The organism is Vibrio intestinalis, from assembly GCF_025195085.2.
In the GTDB taxonomy this organism is placed as follows: Bacteria; Pseudomonadota; Gammaproteobacteria; order Enterobacterales; family Vibrionaceae; genus Vibrio; species Vibrio intestinalis.
This window is the reverse complement of record NZ_JANAVY020000003.1, coordinates 1-21,254: the sequence shown is the minus strand read 5'-3', so window position 1 is coordinate 21,254 and position 21,254 is coordinate 1. Positions and strand designations below refer to the sequence as shown.

Sequence of the window (21,254 nt, the reverse complement as noted above, 5' to 3'; positions counted from 1 at the left end):
GTCTTTTTGAGCAACTTTGCTGTAATTCAAAATTGACGAAAAAAATTAAGCAAACGTTTGCTTTTGGTGTTACATCACAAAATTAATTGCTATATAATGCGCCCGCATAGGAGAGGTGGGATCGGCATAGGTTTGCGAAACCTTCGGGATGTATTTTCGGGAATAGCTTCGAAGAAAACAGTTTAACCCACTGAATTTATTCCAATATCACCTTAACCTATTGCATAAGAGACCTAAGCACATGAGAATTTTTCGTGGCTCCCCAGCTCTATCTGAATTTCGTGTAAACAAGCTTTTAGAGCTTTGTCGTGAACTTGGCCTGCCTGTTACTGGCATCTACGCTGAATTTGCGCACTTTGCTGACCTAACAGCAGATCTAGATGATCAAGAAGTTGAGAAACTAGAAAAGCTCCTAACTTATGGTCCTACTATTGAGGAACACGCACCAGAAGGTCTTCTTCTACTTGCGACTCCACGTCCGGGCACTATCTCGCCTTGGTCTTCAAAATCAACTGATATCGCAAATAACTGTGGTCTAGACAAGATTGCACGTCTTGAGCGCGGTACCGCTTACTACATCGAATCATCGGCAGAGCTTTCTGAGCTTCAACTGGTTGAGTTAAAAGCTATCCTGCACGATCGCATGATGGAAGTTATCTTCACTGATTTCGAATCAGCAGCAGCGCTTTTCCAAGTGGCAGAGCCAGCACCAGTTGCTGACGTTGACCTACTAAAAGGCGGTCGTGCTGCGCTTGAAAACGCAAACGTTACCCTAGGTCTTGCACTGGCTGATGATGAAATCGAATATCTATACGATGCGTTCGTAAACAAGCTAGACCGCAACCCAACTGACATCGAACTAATGATGTTTGCACAGGCGAACTCTGAACACTGTCGTCACAAAATCTTTAATGCAGATTGGACTATCGATGGCGTTAAGCAAGAGAAGTCTCTGTTCAAGATGATCAAGAACACATTCGAAACAACGCCAGAAAACGTACTGTCTGCATACAAAGATAACGCAGCAGTAATGGTAGGTTCTGATGTGGGTCGTTTCTTCCCGAACCCAGAAACTCGCCAGTACGGTTACAACCAAGAGAAAGCGCACATCCTAATGAAGGTGGAAACGCACAACCACCCAACGGCTATCTCTCCATGGCCGGGCGCTTCTACTGGTTCTGGTGGTGAAATCCGTGACGAAGGCGCAACCGGTATCGGTGGCAAGCCAAAAGCAGGTCTGGTTGGCTTCACAACGTCTAACCTACGTATTCCTGGCTTTGAACAGCCATGGGAAACAGACTTCGGTAAGCCAGGTCGCATTGTTAACGCACTAGACATCATGCTAGAAGGCCCTCTAGGCGGTGCGGCATTTAACAACGAATTTGGTCGTCCAAACCTTCTTGGTTACTTCCGTACTTACGAAGAAAAAGTAAACTCTCACGCAGGTGAAGAGGTTCGTGGTTACCACAAGCCAATCATGATTGCTGGTGGTATGGGTAACATCCGTGACGAGCACGTTCAGAAGAAAGAGATCCCTGTAGGTGCAAGCCTAATCGTACTGGGTGGCCCTGCGATGAACATCGGTCTTGGTGGCGGTGCAGCATCTTCAATGGCGTCTGGTCAATCAGCAGAAGACCTAGATTTCGCATCTGTACAGCGTGAAAACCCAGAGATGGAACGCCGCTGTCAGGAAGTTATCGACCGTTGTTGGCAGCTTGGTGACGAGAACCCAATCGCATTCATCCACGATGTGGGCGCGGGCGGTATCTCTAACGCACTTCCAGAGCTTGTAGACGATGGCGAACGTGGTGGTATTTTCCAGCTACGTGACGTACCAAACGATGAGCCGGGCATGAGCCCACTTGAGATCTGGTGTAACGAATCTCAAGAGCGTTATGTAATGGCAGTTGCGCCAGAGAATATGGACGTATTCGATGCAATCTGTAAGCGTGAGCGCGCACCATACGCAGTAGTAGGTGTTGCAACAGAAGAGCGTGAACTGAAACTTGAAGATTCACACTTCGACAATACGCCAATCGACATGCCAATGGATGTGCTTCTAGGTAAGACGCCGAAGATGCACCGTGATGCGAAAACGCTGAAAGCGAACAACCCTGCAGTGAACCGTGACGGTATTGAGCTAAACGAAGCCGTGGATCGCGTTCTACGTCTTCCTACTGTTGCAGAGAAAACATTCCTTATTACGATCGGTGACCGCTCGGTAACTGGCCTTGTAGCGCGTGACCAGATGGTTGGCCCATGGCAGGTTCCTGTAGCTAACTGCGCAGTAACAGCAGCAAGCTACGACACGTACCACGGTGAAGCCATGTCTATGGGTGAGCGTACACCAGTTGCTCTACTAGACTTCGGTGCTTCAGCTCGTCTAGCGGTTGGTGAGGCAATCACCAACATCGCAGCGACTAACATCGGTGATATCAAACACATTAAACTGTCTGCAAACTGGATGTCTCCAGCAGGTCACCCAGGTGAAGATGCTGGTCTTTACGAAGCGGTGAAAGCCGTTGGTGAAGAGTTATGTCCTGCACTTGGTCTGACTATCCCAGTTGGTAAAGACTCAATGTCGATGAAGACTAAGTGGGAAGAGAACGGCGAGCAGAAAGAAGTAACGTCTCCACTGTCTCTCATCATCACGGCATTTGCACGTGTTGAAGATGTTCGTAAGACAATCACGCCTCAGCTCCGCACTGACAAAGGTGATACTTCGCTAGTTCTTATCGACCTAGGTAACGGTCAAAACCGTCTAGGTGCAACAGCACTAGCACAGGTTTACAAGCAGCTTGGTGATAAGCCAGCAGACGTAGACAACGCAGCACAGCTAAAAGGCTTCTACGAAGCGGTTCAGGCACTTGTTGCGAACGACCAAGTAGTGGCTTACCACGATAAGGGTGACGGTGGTCTATTCGTTACTCTTGCAGAGATGGCATTCGCAGGTCACTGTGGTGTGAAAGCAGATGTTGCAGCACTAGGTGATGATACTCTAGCGGCGCTATTCAACGAAGAGCTTGGCGCGGTTATTCAAGTACGTGATGAAGACTTAGATGTTGTTCTTTCAACGCTAGCGTCATTTGGTCTTGAAGCGTGCTCACATGTTCTTGGTAGCGTAAATGCTTCTGATGAGCTGGTGATCACGTCGGCTGCTACGGAAGTGCTATCACGTAACCGTACTGAACTACGTACTATCTGGGCTGAGACAACGCATAAGATGCAAGGCCTACGTGATAACCCAGCGTGTGCAGACCAAGAGCATGAAGCGAAGAAAGACAACTCTGACCCTGGTCTGAACGTGAAGCTGAGCTTTGATGTGAACGAAGATATCGCAGCGCCATACATCGCGAAAGGTGCTAAGCCTAAGATGGCAATCCTACGTGAGCAAGGTGTTAACTCTCACGTTGAGATGGCAGCAGCTTTTGACCGTGCTGGTTTTGAAGCAACCGATATTCACATGAGCGATATCCTAACGGGTCAAGCAGCACTAGAAGAGTACCAAGGCCTTGTGGCTTGCGGTGGCTTCTCATACGGTGACGTACTGGGTGCGGGTGAAGGTTGGGCTAAATCTATCCTGTTCAATGAGCAAGCTCGCAACCAATTTGAAGGCTTCTTCCAGCGTGAAGATACTTTCTCTCTAGGTGTGTGTAACGGCTGTCAGATGCTGTCTAACTTGAAAGAGCTAATCCCAGGTGCAGACCTGTGGCCACGCTTTGTTCGTAACGAATCTGAGCGTTTTGAAGCTCGTTTCAGCCTAGTTGAAGTTCAGAAGTCTGATTCAGTGTTCTTCGATGGTATGGCTGGCTCTCGTATGCCAATCGCAGTATCTCACGGCGAAGGCCGAGTAGAAGTACGTGGTGCTGACCACCTAGCAGCGATTGAAGCGTCAGGTACCGTTGCAGTGCGCTATGTGGACAACCACGGTAACGCGACACAACTATACCCGAACAACCCGAACGGTTCGCCAAACGCAATCACAGGTCTTACAACGCAAGATGGCCGCGTAACTATTATGATGCCGCACCCTGAGCGTGTATTCCGCACAGTCGCGAACTCATGGTCTCCTGAAGGCTGGGGTGAGAACGGCGCTTGGATGCGTATGTTCCAAAACGCACGTAAGAACATTGGCTAATTAAGCCCTTACGCTTACAGCAAAGCCGCTCTTAGATAGAGCGGCTTTTTTATTACCTAACGTTTATTAGGCGTTTGAACAGTAGGGTGAAGGTCTATACGCAGACAAAAAAGACCAGCTTTCGCTGGTCTTTCCGTTAAACATTTAGTTAAGTAGTAGCTTGGTGGACGCTTATTTTTCGTCTTCCATTTGAGCGTTATCCACTACGTGGTTTTCACCAAGGTCACGAGGAAGCACAAGGTTAAGTAGAATTGCTACGATACCACATAGGCTTACACCTTGAAGGCTGAATTCACCTACACCAAATGCCATGCCGCCAATACCAAATACTAGGGTAATCGCCACAATTACAAGGTTACGCGACTGGTGTAGATCAACGTTGTTTTTAATTAGGGTATTTAGACCAACAGTTGCGATAGAGCCGAATAGCAGAATCATGATACCGCCCATAACAGGCATAGGGATGGTTTGTAGTACAGCACCTAACTTACCCACTAGCGCAAGTACGATAGCCGTAACAGCTGCCCAAGTCATGATTTTAGGGTTAAACGCTTTAGTTAACATTACCGCACCTGTTACTTCTGAGTAAGTGGTGTTTGGCGGCGCGCCAACCATAGATGCAGCAATGGTTGCTACCCCGTCACCTGTGATTGTGCGGTGCAGGCCTGGCTTCTTGATGTAGTTTTTACCAGTCACGTTTGAAATGGCAAGCATGTCACCAACGTGTTCAACGGCAGGTGCAATTGCAACTGGGATCATGAATAGGATCGCGTTGATGTTGAATTCTGGGAAGGTGAAGTTTGGAAGCGCTAACCAAGCGGCTTCATGTACAGGCGTAAAGTCAACAATGCCGTAAAACAAACTCAGGCTATAACCGACGATGATACCGCCAAGAATTGGCATGAGTTTTAGGAAGCCACGAGTAAACACGCTAATGAAAATAGTGGTCAGTAGCGATGCGCTTGAGATAACCATTGCGGCATTTGCGTCAATCACTTGTGCGCCATCCACTTTACCTAGCGCCATGCTCACTGCTGTCGGAGCTAGGCCAAGACCAATTACCATAATCACTGGGCCAACAACCACAGGTGGAAGCAATCTATGGATAATTTCAACGCCACGAACTTTAATCAGTGCACCCATTGCCACGTATACACAACCTGCAACCATAAGGCCGCCCATTGTGGCTGGTACGCCCCATGTTTGGACGCCATATAAAATTGGAGCAATAAAAGCAAAAGAAGAAGCAAGGAAGATAGGAACAGAACGGCGGGTGATGATTTGGAAAATGAGGGTACCGATACCAGCACCGAAGAGAGCAACACTTGGGTCTAGTCCCGTGAGGAGAGGTACTAGCACCAGAGCACCAAATGCAACGAATAGCATTTGTGCGCCTTGAATGGCATTTTTCATATTATTATTCCTGTATGTGGCGTTTAAAAAGAATCAAAAACGCAGATATTTCTGATCCAAAAACAAAATTCGCGGGATTTTATCACCGTCGCAAACGATTTCAATCTGAACTAGATCAAAAGATTACAAATTAACCACTCAAAAAGGTTTCAAAAATGTCAATAACATGCTGTGCGCCCCAAAGTGATTTTTTATGCGAATGGGTTGATATAAGGCGTAGCGATTGCGTTGTGGTGTGCACATTTTGGTAAACAAGCTTGACGGCTTGTATTGCTCGAATATGGGAAGTTGCTTATCATCGTCGCTGTAATCGTGAAACTGATTCTAGGAAAAATATGCGTCATTTAGTTTTATTCGCATTGGGTTTGATTAGCGCGCCTGCGTTAGCGCTCGTCAATGTTGATTTGTACCAAACCGAAGTTGTACTGGATCAGAGCATCGAGAAACCTGACGCGCAAGCCCGTGTCGAGGGTATGAAAGAAGTGATCGTGAGAGCCTCTGGCGATCAAACGGCAACAAATAATAGTGTGGTAAAAAAAGCACTTGGCCAAAGTGCGCAATATCTATCGCAAATCAGTTATGGCCAGCAGGGTGAGCAGCAAACTCGGCAAATGGTCTTTAACTCTTCGCAAATTCAATCGCTACTTAATCAAGCCCAGCTAGCAACGTGGCCATCAGAGCGCGCCAACGTACTGGTTTGGTTGATTGAAGAAGCGCAATCTGACCGCAGCATCGCGTGGCAATATTCTGATTCCGCTTTATTGACTCAAATGAAGGATGAAGCGCAAAGCCGAGGCTTACCACTTACAGTGCCTGTGGGCGATTTTGCTGATGTGACAGGTGTGAACATTGCTGACTTTTGGGGCGGCTTTGCTCGACCAGTCGGTGAGGCAAGTGAACGTTATCCAGCAGATGCAGTGTTAGTGATTCGTGCTCGTGGCAATGATCTACGTTGGACGCTTTATGACCAAAAGCCAGCAACGATTGGTATCACGCGCCAAGCGCCTTTAACTGGTTCACATAATGGTGCTAACTCAGCAGAAAAAATGATTAATGACATCAGTGACTACTACGCTAAAAACAGTGCAGTGGTAGTCAGTTCGGAATCATCTGAGTCAGTGAAAGTTCGCTTTACTTCCTTGGATAACGCAACAGACTTCTTTATTGTTGAACGTAAGTTAAAGCTGCTTAGTTCGGTGGCATCGGTGGATATCCTCGATATTCGTGGTGCAGAGGTGACTTTCAAGGTGCATCTGCTCAGCTCAAAAGAAGCGTTTGAGCAAGCAGTAGCAAGATTAGATGAAACCACACCCATGCCGGCACAATATGACGATAAGAAAGTAGTAGAGCCAATGCCGGTTGAAGTGCCAGTCAATACCACGGCTGAAACCACTGAAGGCGCGATTATCGTTAATGACCCACAACCAATCGCAGAGCCTGAAGTCATCATGGGCGAACCGACGCTAGTGTTTGAATGGCAAAGCCAAGCTTATACTCCAGAGCCTCAAGAAACAGTTGAGACTCAACTAGAGGTCAGTGAGCCAGACACCGACACAAATACTGAGTTTTAAAGTACCGAGCTTTAAAGTAAAGAGAATCAGGTCTAGCAATGCTAGGCCTTTCTTTTATCTACTGTGATCATTTCCGCCATTCTCATCAAAACTACCGCTGAATTTGTAAAACTGTCGTTTGGTTAAAGCGTAAACGATTGCTTGTGATCGCTTGTTGAAACGAATGCAACGCTGTCTACTTGTTACACTTTCAATGACTTAATAAGGTGATCGCATCTACATAAATATGAAATGCAAATGTCAGATGTGAAAGGTTAATTTAAACTACATCAAGTTTTGTCGCTTTCAGAGTACATAAAACAACCAATGCTAAGTTGGTGATTCATAACTGATAGTGGCAAAGTGGCAGTGGATAAAATTATTTCTAAAGGTATGACAATGAAGCAACGCCTTATGGTAAAAGCAGCACTGAGTGCAGCAATTCTTGCAACTCTATCTGGCTGTGGTGAAGACGCGAAAGCAAATGCTCCTCAACATGAGTGGGACAAAGATACAACTTACAAGCTAACGGTTCTGCATACGAATGACCACCACGGTCGTTTCTGGCAAAACAAATACGGCGAGTATGGTATGGCTGCTCGTAAGACACTTATCGACCAACTACGTACTGAAATCCGTGCACAGGGTGGCAGCGTATTGCTTCTATCTGGTGGTGACATCAACACAGGTGTTCCAGAGTCAGACCTACAAGATGCTGAACCTGACTTTAAAGGTATGAGCAAAATTGGTTACGATGCGATGGCGCTAGGTAACCATGAATTTGATAACCCATTAGAAGTGCTATTCCAACAGAAAGAGTGGGCGAACTTCCCAATGCTTTCTGCAAACATCTACGATAAGAAGACTGGCGAACGTATGTTCCAGCCTTACGCGATGTTTAACAAGCAAGGTATCAAGATTGCAGTTATCGGTCTAACGACCGAAGATACGCAAAAAATTGGTAACCCAGAGTTCATCGGTGGCATCGATTTCCGCGATCCTAAAGAAGAAGCGAAAGCGCTGATTGCTGAACTTGAGAAAACTGAAAAACCAGATCTTATTTTCGCAGTTACTCACATGGGTCACTATGAAGATGGTAAGCGTGGCGTAAACGCACCGGGTGACGTAGCACTAGCTCGCTACCTAGATGAAGGCTCTCTAGACATGATCGTTGGTGGTCACTCTCAAGAGCCAGTATGTATGGAAGCGCCAAATGTTGTGACTAAGAACTTCCAACCTTCTGACGAATGTAAGCCAGATCTACAAAATGGTACTTACATCGTGCAAGCGCACGAGTGGGGTAAATACGTAGGCCGCGCTGATTACGAGTTCCGTAACGGTGAGCTACAGATGGTAAGCTACGATCTGATTCCAGTTAACTTGAAGAAGAAAGTTAAGATCGATGGCGAGAAGAAACGTGTTCTTATTGAAGACGAAATCGCAGAAGATGCAGCAATGCTAGAGTTCTTGCGTCCGTACCAAGAAAAAGGCCAAGCACAGCTAGACGTTAAGATCGCTGAAACTAACGGTAAACTGGAAGGTGACCGTAATGTCGTTCGTTTCCAGCAAACTAACCTAGGTCGTCTTATTGCAGCGGCTCACATGGAGCGTGCGAAAGCAGACTTCGGTGTGATGAACTCAGGTGGTGTACGTGCTTCAATTGAAGGTGGTGACGTAACGTACAAAGATGTACTGACAGTTCAGCCATTTGGCAACATCCTGACTTACACGGATATGACGGGTAAAGAAGTTCTTGATTACCTAAACGTAGTGGCAACTAAACCAATCGATTCTGGTGCATACGCGCAATTTGCTGGCATTTCGATGACTGTTGAAAACGGCCAAGTATCTGACGTTAAGATTGGTGATAAAGCGCTAGACCCAGCAGCAACTTACCGCTTTACTGTTCCAAGCTTTAACGCAGCTGGTGGTGACGGTTACCCTAAACTGTCTGATCACGCAGGTTACGTGAACACAGGTTTTGTTGATGCTGAAGTATTGAAAGAGTTCTTAGAAGCAAACAGCCCAATCGACGTGAACGCGTTTGAATCAAAAGGCGAGATGGTTTACAAGTAAACCATTGACTCGAAAGAGTAGATAGCTTTTACTAAACGGCGCTTATACAGCGCCGTTTTTTTATGTTCACCAAGTAGGATAGTCCATTACGATGACCGTATTGATAGTGGCTTACCCTGATTGGTGTAAGGAACAATCATGACACCAGCAATCAACGTTGCGAAAAAGAAAAAAATTTCCCACACCGTACATCAATATCAGCATGATCCTAGAGCGGAAAGTTTTGGTTTGGAGGCGGTAGAAGCCTTGGGTAACGATCCGAAGCAAGTGTTTAAGACGTTATTGTTTTGCCTAAATGGTGAAGCGAAAAACTTAGCGGTTGCGGTGATTCCAGTCGAGCAAAAGTTGAATCTTAAACTGGCGGCAAAAGCGGCTAAGGCTAAAAAGGCTGAAATGGCCGATCCAGAAATCGCACAAAAAACCACAGGCTATGTCGTTGGGGGCATTAGCCCACTAGGGCAAAAGAAAGTATTGCCGACGTTTGTCCATTCAAGTGCATTAGAGCAGAACACCATGTTTGTGAGCGCAGGTCGTCGGGGGCTAGAAATCGAGTTAGCGCCGAAAGACTTGGCCGCTCTCACTCGTGGGCAGTTTATCGATTTATGCTTGTAGAATAAGCGTATTGATATGAAGAAGGCAGACGTTAAGTCTGCCTTCTTGCTTTTTGGTACTTGGTTTTTGAAGCTCAGATTAAGGTAGCGGTGCTACCGGTAAATCAGGTTGTTCAAACTTAAATGCATACTCGCTTGTGCCTACTTTAACTGTGTAGTTACTTGGGCCTGAGATCGGCAAGTAATACACCATGTCGAGAACATAGCTTTCGCCAGGGGCTAGGCTTGTCCAAGTTGGAAGAGAGAATGCCACGCGGTGCATCACACCATCTAAACCACCTATATTGTTCGCTCTAGTATGACCAGAAGCGATCACTTTAAGACCTGCGCCAGACTGATCTTTGGCATTGTCAGGTGACGATACTGGAATATCGAACTGGAACTCAGTACCGCCAGGTAGGGTAGAGGTCGTATTGTTAGTAAAGGTGATTTTTGGATTGATTGGGTAGTTTTGATCGCCCACCTTAAAGCCGCTGATGTCTACGCTAATGTCGATGGTTTGCCCCGGTAATGCCGTGTGTGCCACTTTGTTACCGTAAGGCGCTGCTGACAAGAATTTATCGTAGATGGCTTTTGTCATGGTGTTACCCATGTGATACTCGCCATTACCTGTCATACATGCTGCTTCTGTAAGGTCGATGCCCGCGCGATTACCGTTGGCATCAAATTGATAGCAGTTGTAATCCCCTGCCAACTCCCAGAACATGATGCCACCAATCTCGTTGTCGGCAACATAGTTCGCTTTAACATTGATTGAGGCTTTGTCTTCAATGGAGAGGAACACGCTCTTTTCAACGTTCCATAGCCATGGTGCAACGGCAATGTCATCGTAGAAGCGTGAGTACGTACCTACTAAGGCATGTAATGGGTTATTCACCGGGTCTAAGCCATAAGCCACGCTGTAACTACCGTAAACGCCGTTTGCAAGGTTAAGTGCGTGCCACATTGGGTTAGATCCTGCGCCCATTTCATTACCGGCTGCATCTTTATCATGCCAAAGGTTATCGATGCCAAGAGCGCCATTACCACATTTGTTCTTCTCACCTTCACCAGTACCCGGAGGACACTCTGCTTGGTTTGGTAGAGGAGCACGACCCCATAGGCCATTTTCACCACCGGTTACACCTTGCCAACCACGGGTATAGTAAGGCACACCAATGTTGATTCGACCTGCTGGCATAGAACCGCGGAAGTATTTGTACGCCCAATCTGTATTGAGGTAACCAATACCGCCATAAGCGGCTGTGTTGTACACGTTCCACATTGCTAGCTCGGAATCTTTACCTGTGTCATACAGCGCAGCATTGTGACCTACGTGTTCGTTCCATGCACCATGTAAGTCGTAGGTCATGATGTTCACGTAATCGAGATACTTGGTTACTGCCATGGTTTCCATACCGCGCAGTAGGTACGCTGAGGATGGCGCCGCGATGGTTAGCATGTAGTGATGACCATCTTGCTGACTGGCAATATCGAGTTTCTCACGTAGGACACGCATCAACTCATGATAAGACGCCATCAAGTATGGACGACGAGGTTCAGCGAACGCTTTGTCATCTGGGTTACCAGCTCCTGCCATGCTCGTTGGGTACTCATAGTCGATGTCCAAACCATCAAACTTATACTGACGCATCATAGCAACGGCAGAATCTGCAAAGGTCTGAATACCTGCGTGGTTAATAGAGCCATCTGCATTGGTTGTCATAGTGTAGAAACCACCATCAGCGATGCGAGTACCATCTGGGCCAAAGTGACCGCCGGTTTCCGCCCAACCACCAATCGAAATTAGCGTTTTAACACCATGCTTAGCCTTCGCAGTTGCTAGCGCACCAAAGTGACCTTTGAAACCTAAAGCTGGGTCAATTTCTACGCCCGGCCATTCAAGGCCAACCGCAGGGTTGGTTGGATCAGTAACATCACCAACATTCACTTTGCCATCAGAGCCAATGCTGACGAACGCGTAGTTAATATGAGTGAGTTGCTCCCAAGGGATATCATTTACTAGATATGAAGTTTGTGGGTCATCGCCCGCGCGCCAACTAGTGAAGTAACCAATAACACGACGAGGGTGGTCTGCGCCCATCAATTCACGACCGTTTTCATCGTAGATAGTACAATAAGGCACATTGGTGCCAGGAGTCTGGAATAGGCCATCCGGACGACAACTTTGTACGATGGGACCATCATTGACTGAAACTAAAGAGGCTGCTGAATCGGTCGCAGCGCCTTCATTGTCGGTTGCTCTTGCAACAAAACTGATAGTACCCGCTTGAGTCGGAGTGTAGCTCGCTTGGTATGGTGGAGCGGTTAGGGTTGCGATGACTACACCATTTGCTAGGAACTCAACTTGAGTGATTTGACCATCTTGGTCAGTGGCATTCGAACTGAGCACGACTGGGTCACCAAGGCTGATTGCATTCGCAGAGGTTGCGATGTCAACCTCAGGAGGGAGGTTTGAGCCAGTGCTCGAACAGCTATCCACAAAGCTCCACTCTTGATGTGGACCAGAATGAGTCGCTGGGTTATTTCCCTGAGTCCACCAATTGGCTTGGTAGGCGTTATTGGCCTCTTGAACTTGAGAGCCAGAGGTATAAGCTTTAGCGCTATCCCATACTTCAATATTGGTACAGTCGATAGCGGCATTGACGTTGATGGCATATAAGCTAGCTGCACTACATGTCCCTAAAGTGAGTGCTTTCCTTAGCCAAGCCTTTGTAATTATGTGATTCATTGGTTCTTCCTTAATTTACAATTACTAAATTGCGTATGCAGTTGAACAACAAAACAACAGATTTTTTCTGTTGCAAAGCAACTATAGATTAAGGGCTAGGAGATGGCGGGAAGTGTTGTAAATTTACGTGCTACTTCGCATTGAACATGGCGTTTATGTAAGTAGCAAACAACTCATTTGCTGTTTTCATTCAAGTTTGTTTTTACCGATAAAAAACTTGGCATGAAACTTTTTGGGCTCGAAATCGCAAATAAATGCAGCGAAGATTGATTGATTGTGCTCTAATACCGCGCGACCCAGGGATGAGCGGCCATATCGTCGATCAATTAGACGAGCACAACAAGGTGTCCCTGAACCATTCTTAGGAATTAAACATGTCAAAAAGTAAAAAATTTGCCATCCGCTTAAGCGAAAAACGCAATGGCTGGTGTGCAGAAATTACTCGTCAAGTTACGTCACGCAAGACAGTAGTTTCAAAACGCGAAACAGGTTTTGAAACAGAACAAGAAGCTAATGCGTGGGCAGAAAAAGAGCTAGCAGGTTTTATCAAAAACCAAACAGAGCGTAATGCTCGTAAAGCGCAGCAGCGCAAATCTCGTTCTGCAGAGTAATAAAAAACCGCTCATCGAGCGGTTTTTTTGTATCTGTCGTTAGCGGGTTGATTGCTTAGCGGAATTGTCCTGCTTCAGGCAAAAACTCAAACCCAGCTTTTGCTAGTTTCTTCTCCAAAGCATCACGGCTGATGTCAAAGAAGTTAACTAGTTTATCTAAATCGCCACCAAAATCGTCGCGTAGCTTCATGTTAACAATGCTCATCAACATGATTGGGTCCATAGTGTCGAAATTGGCCAGATTCATTACTTGTCCTCGAAGTCCGAGATAAGTAGGTTTGCTGCTGCAAATGCTGCGCGCTCACGTACTTGCTTTTCTAGACCAGTGTTGCTTGCGATTTCGTTTAGAGCACGCACAGCACAAGAGATTGCTTGAGGAACGTAGGCTTGATCGCCACTGCCAATTTGAGCGTATAGCTCGCGAACTAAATCGCAACAATCGTAAACTTTCATGGGTTCAACTCGTGGTTAATGATAATTGCTCTCAATATACACATAGCGCTGTGCAGATTCAAAGCTGTAATTTGTTTTAAAACAATAATCCGACTGCGCTGATGGCTTTATAACCATTCACACAATTAAGTCGGTACTAAAACAAAAAAAGGTGAGCTAATCGGCTCACCTTTTTGGAGATTGTATCGAAGCAATTAGTCTTGAGCGTAGCCATGAATACCTAAGAGCTGCTCATCTAAATAGGCTTTGCCACTGCGCATTTCTAAGCGGCCATCAACAAACCATTTCGCTACCATAGGGTAAATGCGGTGCTCTTGGTTTTGTACGCGTTCTGTCAGCGTCTCTATTGTATCTTCATCAAAGATAGGCACTTTTGCTTGTAGAATTACTGGTCCGCCATCTAGTTGCTCGGTGACGAAATGCACGCTAGTCCCATGCTCTTCATCGCCAGCGTGGATCGCACGTTGGTAAGTATTCAAGCCTGGATATTTCGGCAATAGAGAAGGGTGGATGTTGATCATACGGCCCATATAGTGTCGTACAAACTCACCACTCAAAATACGCATGTAACCAGCTAGGATGATCAAATCTGGTTTGAATTCATCCATTTGGCGCATTAGCTCATGGTCAAACGCATCGCGAGTATCGAAGTCTTTCGGATTAAGGGAGATACCAGCCGCACCCGCCTTTTTAGCGCGCTCAAGTGCGTAAGCCTCGGCTTTATTAGAGAAGACAGCCGTAACGCGACCATTGGTGATATTACTTTCACACGCATCAATGATGGCTTGCAGGTTGGTTCCGTTTCCCGAAACTAAAACAACGATACTCTTCATGCTTAATTGATCTCTACTTGTTCTTCGCCTGCTTGCGCTGGAGCAATGCTACCGATAACCCATGCCTTCTCGCCTTCTTCTTGTAGCAATGCTACAGCGGCTTCAGCTTGGTTTTGTGGTAGCGCAACGATAAGGCCAACACCACAGTTAAATGTGCGGTACATTTCGTGAGTGGTTACGTTGCCTTTTTCTTGTAGCCAGTTAAAGATTACAGGCCATTCCCAGCTGTTACCGTCGATAACCGCTTTTGTGCCTTCAGGAAGAACGCGAGGAATGTTTTCCCAGAAGCCACCGCCAGTAATGTGAGAAATCGCGTGGATGTCGTGCTTCTCAATCATTTTTAGTGCTGACTTGATGTAGATTTTTGTCGGCTCTAGAAGGTGCTCGCCAATAGTGCGGCCTGCTAGCTCTTCGTTTTTGTCTGCGCCTGAAACTTCAAGAATCTTACGAACTAAAGAATAACCGTTTGAGTGAGGACCGCTTGAACCTACCGCGATAAGAGCGTCGCCAGCGGCAACTTTAGTGCCGTCGATAACATCTTCTTTTTCAACAACACCAACACAGAAGCCTGCTACATCGTAATCTTCACCTTCGTACATGCCTGGCATTTCAGCAGTTTCACCACCGATTAGTGCACAGCCTGCTTGAACACAGCCTTCTGCAATACCAGAAACAACGTCAGCTGCGGTATCAACGTCTAGTTTGCCTGTTGCGTAGTAGTCTAAGAAAAACAGTGGCTCAGCACCTTGAACGATAAGGTCGTTCACACACATAGCAACAAGATCGATACCGATAGTGTCATGTTTGTTCATATCCAACGCTAAACGTAGTTTTGTACCTACGCCGTCAGTACCAGAAACAAGAACAGGTTGTTTGTATTTTGTTGGCAGTTCACACAGTGCGCCAAAGCCACCAATACCACCCATTACTTCTGGGCGACGAGTACGCTTTACAGCACCTTTAATACGGTCAACAAGTGCGTTACCTGCATCAATATCAACGCCAGCATCTTTATAGCTTAGAGAAGTGTTATTGCCACTCACGGGAAGTCCTCGGATTAATAAGTTGGATATGAGAAATCGGCGCTATTCTAACAGTGGATAAACCGCAATAGCAAACGTTTGCGCGAGTTTTTTACATGTGAAATGGTGTCGCCATTTTGGTTTATGCTTTTGAGCCTTGGTAGGATTTAAAATAGGGGCTAACAGCTATCGTTTTGAAAAACTGTGATTTAGTAAAAAAATCAGTCGAAAAGACTAATCCTAGCCCTATTAAATCAAGAAATAGAGAACGAAATCGTTTATAATCTGACGGTTTATTTAAAATATGCCACATAAGCCGGAGATGGAAATGAAAGTTGTTGAAGTAAAACACCCTCTTGTAAAACACAAAATTGGTCTAATGAGAGAAGGTGATATCAGCACTAAGCGCTTCCGTGAGTTAGCTACTGAAGTAGGTAGCCTACTAACTTACGAAGCAACTGCAGACTTTGAAACTGAGAAAGTAACCATTGATGGCTGGAACGGTCCAGTTGAAGTTGACCAAATCAAAGGTAAGAAAGTAACGGTAGTGCCAATTCTTCGTGCTGGTCTAGGCATGATGGATGGTGTTCTAGAGCATATGCCAAGTGCTCGTATCAGCGTGGTAGGTATCTACCGTGATGAAGAAACACTTGAGCCAGTGCCATACTTTAACAAGCTTGCATCAAACATCGATGAGCGTATTGCTCTAGTTGTTGACCCAATGCTTGCAACGGGTGGTTCAATGATTGCAACTATCGATCTTCTTAAAGAGAAAGGTTGTCAGGCGATCAAGGTGCTTGTACTTGTTGCGGCGCCAGAAGGTATTGAAGCCCTAGAAAAAGCACACCCAGATGTTGAGCTTTACACGGCAGCTATCGATGAGAAGCTAAACGATAAAGGTTACATTGTTCCTGGTCTTGGTGACGCAGGCGATAAGATCTTCGGTACTAAATAGTATTGAAATGAATAAATAAGAAGGGAGCCAATGGCTCCCTTTTTTAATGTTTGTGCAGTAAGCGTTATTTTTTAAGGCTTAGTGTTCCACCCACTCTTGGTTTTGAACCTTGAGTGCTATTGCTTTTTGATTGACCTTGTTGGCTCTTTGGCTTGTGGAAAGGCTTGCTAGCGCCACTCTTATCGTTCTTGCGATCTTTGTTACGGTCACTAAAACGATCACCATTGCGGCCTTTCTTCGAATTTGGCGCATGGCGGTATTCATCGGCATTGCGGCCTTTGAAAGTACGCTGTTTTTGGTTACGGCGTGCGGTTGAATCTTGGTTCTCTTCACGGCTATCAAACAGCTTAGCATCGGTAGCTTTACGAATTCGCTTACCTGCCGCGTCAGTTTTCGATGCTTCTTCAGTACTGCTTGAACCTTCACACATCGCAAGGATTTCGTTGATCTCTTGATCAGACAGGTAGCGCCAGCGACCATTTGGAATACCATCTAAGTTGATGTTCATAATGCGTACACGGCGAAGTTTAAATACTTCATAGCCCAGAGCTTCACACATGCGTCGAATCTGACGGTTTAGACCTTGAGTAAGCACGATACGGAAAGAAAACTTGGTTTCTTTCGATACTTTACACGGCAAAGTGACCGTATCTAGGATAGGCACCCCCGAGCTCATCTTTTTGATGAAATCGTCAGTGATAGGCTTATCTACACGAACAACATATTCTTTTTCGTGGTTGTTTCCAGCGCGAAGAATTTTGTTAACGATGTCGCCATCGTTAGTTAGGAAGATAAGGCCATCAGAGGGTTTATCGAGGCGTCCAATAGGGAAGATACGTGATTTATGACCAATAAAGTCAACAATGTTACCCGGAATATCACGTTCAGTAGTACAAGTAATGCCCGTTGGTTTGTTCAGTGCGATGTAGATTGGCTTTTCTTTTGATTTAACCGGATTACCATCGATGCAAACATCATCGCCAGGTAATACCTTAGTGCCCATTTCTGGCACTTTGCCATTAATCGTTACGCGGCCTTGATCGATCAGTTTGTCGGCTTCGCGACGTGAGCAAAAACCTGTTTCGCTAATGTATTTGTTTAATCGCTTTGCATTATCTTGTGTCATGATTTTCTCTTAACGTTTCCCAACGGCTTAGTTGAAATGGCGCCTTTCTTGGCACCATTGATGTTTGGGCGAGGAGTTTAACAGCTCAATTCGACTTATACCAACCACAAAATAAGGGTAGGTATGGCGTTTACTTTAGCTCATGCGTTTTTGGTGACGCTCGCGGTTTTCCAATTTCTTTTCACTGCTTTTTCTTAGCATGACGTAAACGGCACCAGTGCCGCCGTGAAAGCGTTGTGCGCTATGTACGCATTGCACGTCTTTAATTTGCTGTAACCACTGGGCTAAGTAGCTTTTCATTAGTGCTGGTGGATTAGAGCGTTCGCCACGGCCATGTACGATGACGACAGTTCGAATGTCCATCTGAATGCACTGTTTCAGAAATTGCACCACTTCATCGCGAGCTTGTTTTAATGTTTTGCGGTGTAAATCCAGACGGGCTTGAATAGGGTACTTACCAAGGCGTAATTTACGATAAACCCCTTCTTGCACACCGTCACGCTTAAACTCAATCATGTCTTCTGGCTTAATCATTGGAGCATGGTCAATGGAAAGGTATTCAGGGTCATCTTCTGTCAGCCAAATAGCGGCTTCTCGCTTAGCCATTTGCGCGTCGCTGACTTGGTGCTGTTTTTTTAGTTCAGCGGTATCGTTGTGAAGAGGCTTTACATCGCCCATCATTTGCTGGAATAGAGCAAAATCGTCGTCTTGAGACATAACGGCATCTCATGGAGTGGATTCAATACGCTAATTATACCGCTAGAGCACTAGCATTGATCAATAAAAAACCGAAGTAGATAAGTTATCTACTTCGGTGCAAAGCGTAAGGCTGTAAAGCTATGCTAAGCGATCTAGTGAGGAGATTTGTCAATCATCACCTTGCTATAGAAGAAATCGCCGAATCACAACATCAAAAGCGAACTGCTAACGATATTGCGTAAGATCTGTGCCTGTGACTAAAGCATTACTCGACCAACACAGTATCTTTATTTCCTCCAAAGTTCCGAAGACACACTCTAAGTTAATGATTGGATAAAAAATGACACTGATCTGGATCAATTGTATTTTTTTGGTTATAAACTTGTTTGTATGAGTGCGGTTTTGATCACGTTTTGTCGTCACTTGTTGATGTTTTAGGCAGTCAGTTTGATTTTGAGGAAAATCACTTGCGTTAGAGGTGAGAATCCGTAATATACGCTTCCGTTGACGGGCAATAGTCCAAACAACATCTCGGTGAATAGCGCAGCTTGGTAGCGCATCTGGTTTGGGACCAGAGGGTCGGGGGTTCGAATCCCTCTTCACCGACCACATTAAAGAAAGCCGCAATAGAAATATTGCGGCTTTTTTGCATCTGCGGTTTGATGAATTGCTTGTGCACTATGGTCGGGGTCTGGAACGCCAGTCCGATCGAATTCCTCTTCGCCGACCATATTAAGAAAAAGGCTCTGCAGAAATGCAGAGCCTTTTTCGTTTGTTTGAAGAGAACATATAGTCGGGGGCTGGAGCGCCAGTCCGATCGAATTCCTCTTCACCGACCACATTAAAGAAAGCCGCAATAGAAATATTGCGGCTTTTTTGCATCTGCGGTTTGATGAATTGCTTGTGCACTATGGTCGGGGTCTGGAACGCCAGTCCGATCGAATTCCTCTTCACCGACCATATTAAAGAAAGCCGCAATAGAAATATTGCGGCTTTTTTGCATCTGTGGTTTGGTGAATTGCTTGCGCACTATGGTCGGGTGCTGGAGCGCCAGTCCGATCGAATTCCTCTTCACCGACCATTTTAAAGAAAGCCGCAATAGAAATATTGCGGCTTTTTTGCATCTGCGGTTTGGTGAATTGCTTGCGCACTATGGTCGGGGACTTATGGCTTTAGAGCTTAAAGTCGCAATTGGCGGGTTTGCTGTGTGAGCGCTGAGTAACTTTAAAGCCTTGTTTTTTCATTAAACCAATGAGGTTATGCTCGCCAACTAAATGCAAAGCGCCAACCACCACTAAATAGTTGCCCTCTTTTTTAGTTAATAGGCTTTGCTCTGAGAGCTGCGTTGCCCAGGCGCGGTTGCGATCAATGAGTAACACTTTTTCCATTTGAGCGGACATCTCACTCTTCTCCGCCAGCTCAATTATTTTGTCTGCATCGCCATTTTGCCAACTTTTGACTAAGCAGCGATTGTTATCCTCTGCATAGTCAAATTGGTCTAAACCACTGGTGAGCAGTTCCTCACCATCGTTAGGTAATTGAGCAAACAGATCAATTTGGAACTGCAAACTCTCTAAGCTCAGGACAGGTTTCTGCGTTGTTCCCGCCTGGTTGAGTAGCCAAATATCGACGCCTTTATCTGCCTGATAGCCTAAGTATTCAAACTGTTTCATTTGAATAGCTACGGCAGCTATCCAAGGGGGGCTTTGTAACAGTTGCTGCCCATTCAGCCCCAATAGATTGGCGATTCCGGTTAGTTCTTTTTGTTGGTTTGAGTTAAGAACGTCCGCACTAATAGTGGTGACAGGCGGGTATTGTATGTTGTTGGTATTGCGAATATCAGTTTCAACAATTAAGCCGTCGGAGTGTTTAAAGAACGTCGTCACGTCACTAGGCAGTGGGTACATGCTGTCGTCACCAACATGCAATGAACCTAAGATAAGATAGTTAAGCTTGCCTTTACTTGCTTGCCAATACAGCGGCTCTGCTGATGATGCGAAAGAGAGTAAGCCTAAGATGAGTAATATCATCAATCTTTGCATAGGGATTCCTGCGTTAATAAGGTGAGTAAACCAGTAAATTGAGTCGTGCTATAAGCATGATTCTATTCGCTCAAAAGTAAAATACTTCGCAACGAAATGTGATTTGTCTCGAATTGATTCATGACGGAAATTAAGCCCTTCGAATGACAAACTAATTTCTCGTTGTGAAATAACTCGCAATTTGTTTAAGGAAGATAAAAAAATACCCAGCCGAGGCTGGGTATTGGAATGAACAAGAGAGTGTTTACGCTAGCTGCGCTTGTTGCTCTTCAATTTGTTCTTCAGTGCTGATTGGTGTTTCTGCGCCATGCATCCAACGAACCAGAGTATTTGAGAACATTAGCAGCAACACGCCTGATACGGTGGCACTCACGGCAATACCACCAAAGATAGACATTGCACCAAGCTCACCCACATGAGAGCCAATGTAGCCCGCTACGTAGTTAGCGATGGCATTGAAACCAAACCATGCGCCCATCATTAATGATGCAAGGCGAAGTGGTGCCAGTTTTGTTACCAGTGATAGGCCGATTGGTGATAGACATAGTTCACCCAGCGTGTGGAAGAAGAATGCGCCCACAAGCCATAGCATTGATGTTTTCACGCTAGTATCACCACCTTGCTCCATCACAGCACCGACCATACACAAGAAGCCAAGTGCTAAAAAGAATAGGGCCAGAGCGAATTTCACTGGAGAGTTAGGTTCACGTTTACCGAGTTTCACCCAGAAGGCAGCAAGCAAAGGTGCCAAAGTAATGATGAAGAACGGGTTAAGTGATTGGAACCATGCTGCTGGCACTTCGAAACTGCCAATCATACGATCTGTGTATTGTTGAGTGTAGATATTCATCAGACCGCCAGCTTGTTCAAAACCAAGGGTGGGATCGAACTTTAACCACTGAAAATAAAAGACTTTATTTTATTGGGAACTTTTCAAGGTAATCACGATCTGATCATGAAGTTAAAAATATGAGAAACTCGTGCATGATTATCA

14 protein-coding genes, 1 tRNA gene and 3 pseudogenes are annotated in these 21,254 nt (G+C 45.7%); 7 read left to right on the top strand and 11 right to left on the bottom strand.

What is annotated here, in order from left to right; genetic code table 11:
- Nucleotides 1-241: 241 nt before the first annotated feature.
- Nucleotides 242-4,138, top strand: a complete 3,897-nt coding sequence (gene purL / locus MU515_RS06505) for a phosphoribosylformylglycinamidine synthase (RefSeq protein WP_260259627.1) — start codon at nt 242-244, stop codon at nt 4,136-4,138.
- Between the two features lie 171 nt (nt 4,139-4,309).
- Here purL and MU515_RS06500 read toward each other — a convergent pair whose 3' ends face one another.
- Entirely contained in the window at nt 4,310-5,551 is a 1,242-nt protein-coding gene (locus MU515_RS06500; RefSeq protein ID WP_260259626.1) for a uracil-xanthine permease family protein, read from the bottom strand.
- 335 nt (nt 5,552-5,886) lie between these two features.
- On the opposite strand from MU515_RS06500, the gene MU515_RS06495 reads away from it, so the two are divergent.
- The 3 genes from MU515_RS06495 (at nt 5,887) to ybaK (ending at nt 9,789) form a co-directional block, all read left to right on the top strand.
- Nucleotides 5,887-7,122 (top strand): DUF2066 domain-containing protein, encoded by a 1,236-nt coding sequence (locus MU515_RS06495; RefSeq protein WP_260259625.1) that lies wholly within the window; start codon nt 5,887-5,889, stop codon nt 7,120-7,122.
- Nucleotides 7,123-7,500: 378 nt separating this feature from the next.
- The gene (gene ushA / locus MU515_RS06490) at nt 7,501-9,177 is read left to right on the top strand and encodes a bifunctional UDP-sugar hydrolase/5'-nucleotidase UshA (protein WP_260259624.1); all 1,677 of its coding nucleotides are present in this window, start codon (nt 7,501-7,503) and stop codon (nt 9,175-9,177) included.
- A gap of 138 nt (nt 9,178-9,315) precedes the next feature.
- Entirely contained in the window at nt 9,316-9,789 is a 474-nt protein-coding gene (gene ybaK, locus MU515_RS06485) for a Cys-tRNA(Pro) deacylase (RefSeq protein ID WP_260259623.1), read from the top strand.
- 84 nt (nt 9,790-9,873) lie between these two features.
- Here the strand turns inward: ybaK and MU515_RS06480 are convergent.
- Nucleotides 9,874-12,519 (bottom strand): annotated as a pseudogene (locus tag MU515_RS06480) (chitinase C-terminal domain-containing protein); the annotation flags it as partial.
- Nucleotides 12,520-12,893: 374 nt separating this feature from the next.
- On the opposite strand from MU515_RS06480, the pseudogene MU515_RS06475 reads away from it, so the two are divergent.
- Nucleotides 12,894-13,118, top strand: a pseudogene (locus tag MU515_RS06475) (DUF3622 domain-containing protein); the annotation flags it as partial.
- Between the two features lie 67 nt (nt 13,119-13,185).
- Here MU515_RS06475 and MU515_RS06470 read toward each other — a convergent pair.
- From MU515_RS06470 to purM, 4 genes are all read right to left on the bottom strand, one after another.
- Nucleotides 13,186-13,377, bottom strand: a complete 192-nt coding sequence (locus MU515_RS06470) for a DUF4250 domain-containing protein (RefSeq protein WP_260259621.1) — start codon at nt 13,375-13,377, stop codon at nt 13,186-13,188.
- A complete protein-coding gene (locus tag MU515_RS06465) occupies nt 13,377-13,583 on the bottom strand; it encodes a YaeP family protein (RefSeq protein WP_260259620.1) in 207 nt (68 codons plus the stop codon). The genes MU515_RS06470 and MU515_RS06465 overlap by 1 nt, the downstream gene beginning before the upstream one ends.
- A 194-nt stretch (nt 13,584-13,777) precedes the next feature.
- Nucleotides 13,778-14,416, bottom strand: a complete 639-nt coding sequence (purN, locus tag MU515_RS06460) for a phosphoribosylglycinamide formyltransferase (protein ID WP_260259619.1) — start codon at nt 14,414-14,416, stop codon at nt 13,778-13,780.
- A 2-nt stretch (nt 14,417-14,418) separates the two neighbouring features.
- Complete coding sequence (gene purM / locus MU515_RS06455; protein ID WP_260259618.1) at nt 14,419-15,459, bottom strand: phosphoribosylformylglycinamidine cyclo-ligase; 1,041 nt, start codon at nt 15,457-15,459, stop codon at nt 14,419-14,421.
- Nucleotides 15,460-15,766: 307 nt separating this feature from the next.
- Between purM and upp the strand changes: the two genes are divergently transcribed.
- Nucleotides 15,767-16,393 carry a uracil phosphoribosyltransferase gene (gene upp / locus MU515_RS06450; protein ID WP_005599329.1) on the top strand — a complete coding sequence of 209 codons (627 nt, stop codon included), beginning with the start codon at nt 15,767-15,769 and terminating at the stop codon, nt 16,391-16,393.
- Nucleotides 16,394-16,457: 64 nt separating this feature from the next.
- On the opposite strand, the gene rluF is transcribed toward upp, so the two are convergent.
- Together rluF and smrA are read right to left on the bottom strand one after the other, a co-directional pair.
- A complete protein-coding gene (rluF, locus tag MU515_RS06445) occupies nt 16,458-17,519 on the bottom strand; it encodes a 23S rRNA pseudouridine(2604) synthase RluF (RefSeq protein WP_260259617.1) in 1,062 nt (353 codons plus the stop codon).
- Between the two features lie 135 nt (nt 17,520-17,654).
- On the bottom strand, nt 17,655-18,236 hold the full coding sequence (smrA, locus tag MU515_RS06440; RefSeq protein WP_260259616.1) for a DNA endonuclease SmrA: 582 nt from the start codon (nt 18,234-18,236) through the stop codon (nt 17,655-17,657).
- A 514-nt stretch (nt 18,237-18,750) separates the two neighbouring features.
- Here smrA and MU515_RS06435 point away from each other — a divergent pair.
- Nucleotides 18,751-18,827: transfer RNA gene (locus MU515_RS06435), tRNA-Pro, on the top strand.
- 232 nt (nt 18,828-19,059) lie between these two features.
- Here the strand turns inward: MU515_RS06435 and MU515_RS06430 are convergent.
- From MU515_RS06430 to MU515_RS06420, 3 genes and pseudogenes are all read right to left on the bottom strand, one after another.
- Entirely contained in the window at nt 19,060-19,293 is a 234-nt protein-coding gene (locus tag MU515_RS06430; RefSeq protein ID WP_279256976.1) for a hypothetical protein, read from the bottom strand.
- Nucleotides 19,294-19,390: 97 nt separating this feature from the next.
- The gene (locus MU515_RS06425; protein ID WP_260259614.1) at nt 19,391-20,260 is read right to left on the bottom strand and encodes a TraB/GumN family protein; all 870 of its coding nucleotides are present in this window, start codon (nt 20,258-20,260) and stop codon (nt 19,391-19,393) included.
- A 244-nt stretch (nt 20,261-20,504) separates the two neighbouring features.
- A pseudogene (locus MU515_RS06420) lies at nt 20,505-21,134 on the bottom strand (oligopeptide:H+ symporter); the annotation flags it as partial.
- Nucleotides 21,135-21,254 lie beyond the last annotated feature (120 nt).

Excerpts from the sequence above, each read along its gene's own strand:
- purL (WP_260259627.1), top strand. The coding sequence starts at position 242 with ATGAGAATTTTTCGTGGCTCCCCAGCTCTATCTGAATTTCGTGTAAAC.
- MU515_RS06500 (WP_260259626.1), bottom strand. The coding sequence starts at position 5,551 with ATGAAAAATGCCATTCAAGGCGCACAAATGCTATTCGTTGCATTTGGT.
- MU515_RS06495 (WP_260259625.1), top strand. The coding sequence starts at position 5,887 with ATGCGTCATTTAGTTTTATTCGCATTGGGTTTGATTAGCGCGCCTGCG.
- ushA (WP_260259624.1), top strand. The coding sequence starts at position 7,501 with ATGAAGCAACGCCTTATGGTAAAAGCAGCACTGAGTGCAGCAATTCTT.
- ybaK (WP_260259623.1), top strand. The coding sequence starts at position 9,316 with ATGACACCAGCAATCAACGTTGCGAAAAAGAAAAAAATTTCCCACACC.
- MU515_RS06470 (WP_260259621.1), bottom strand. The coding sequence starts at position 13,377 with ATGAATCTGGCCAATTTCGACACTATGGACCCAATCATGTTGATGAGC.
- MU515_RS06465 (WP_260259620.1), bottom strand. The coding sequence starts at position 13,583 with ATGAAAGTTTACGATTGTTGCGATTTAGTTCGCGAGCTATACGCTCAA.
- purN (WP_260259619.1), bottom strand. The coding sequence starts at position 14,416 with ATGAAGAGTATCGTTGTTTTAGTTTCGGGAAACGGAACCAACCTGCAA.
- upp (WP_005599329.1), top strand. The coding sequence starts at position 15,767 with ATGAAAGTTGTTGAAGTAAAACACCCTCTTGTAAAACACAAAATTGGT.
- rluF (WP_260259617.1), bottom strand. The coding sequence starts at position 17,519 with ATGACACAAGATAATGCAAAGCGATTAAACAAATACATTAGCGAAACA.
- smrA (WP_260259616.1), bottom strand. The coding sequence starts at position 18,236 with ATGTCTCAAGACGACGATTTTGCTCTATTCCAGCAAATGATGGGCGAT.
- MU515_RS06425 (WP_260259614.1), bottom strand. The coding sequence starts at position 20,260 with ATGCAAAGATTGATGATATTACTCATCTTAGGCTTACTCTCTTTCGCA.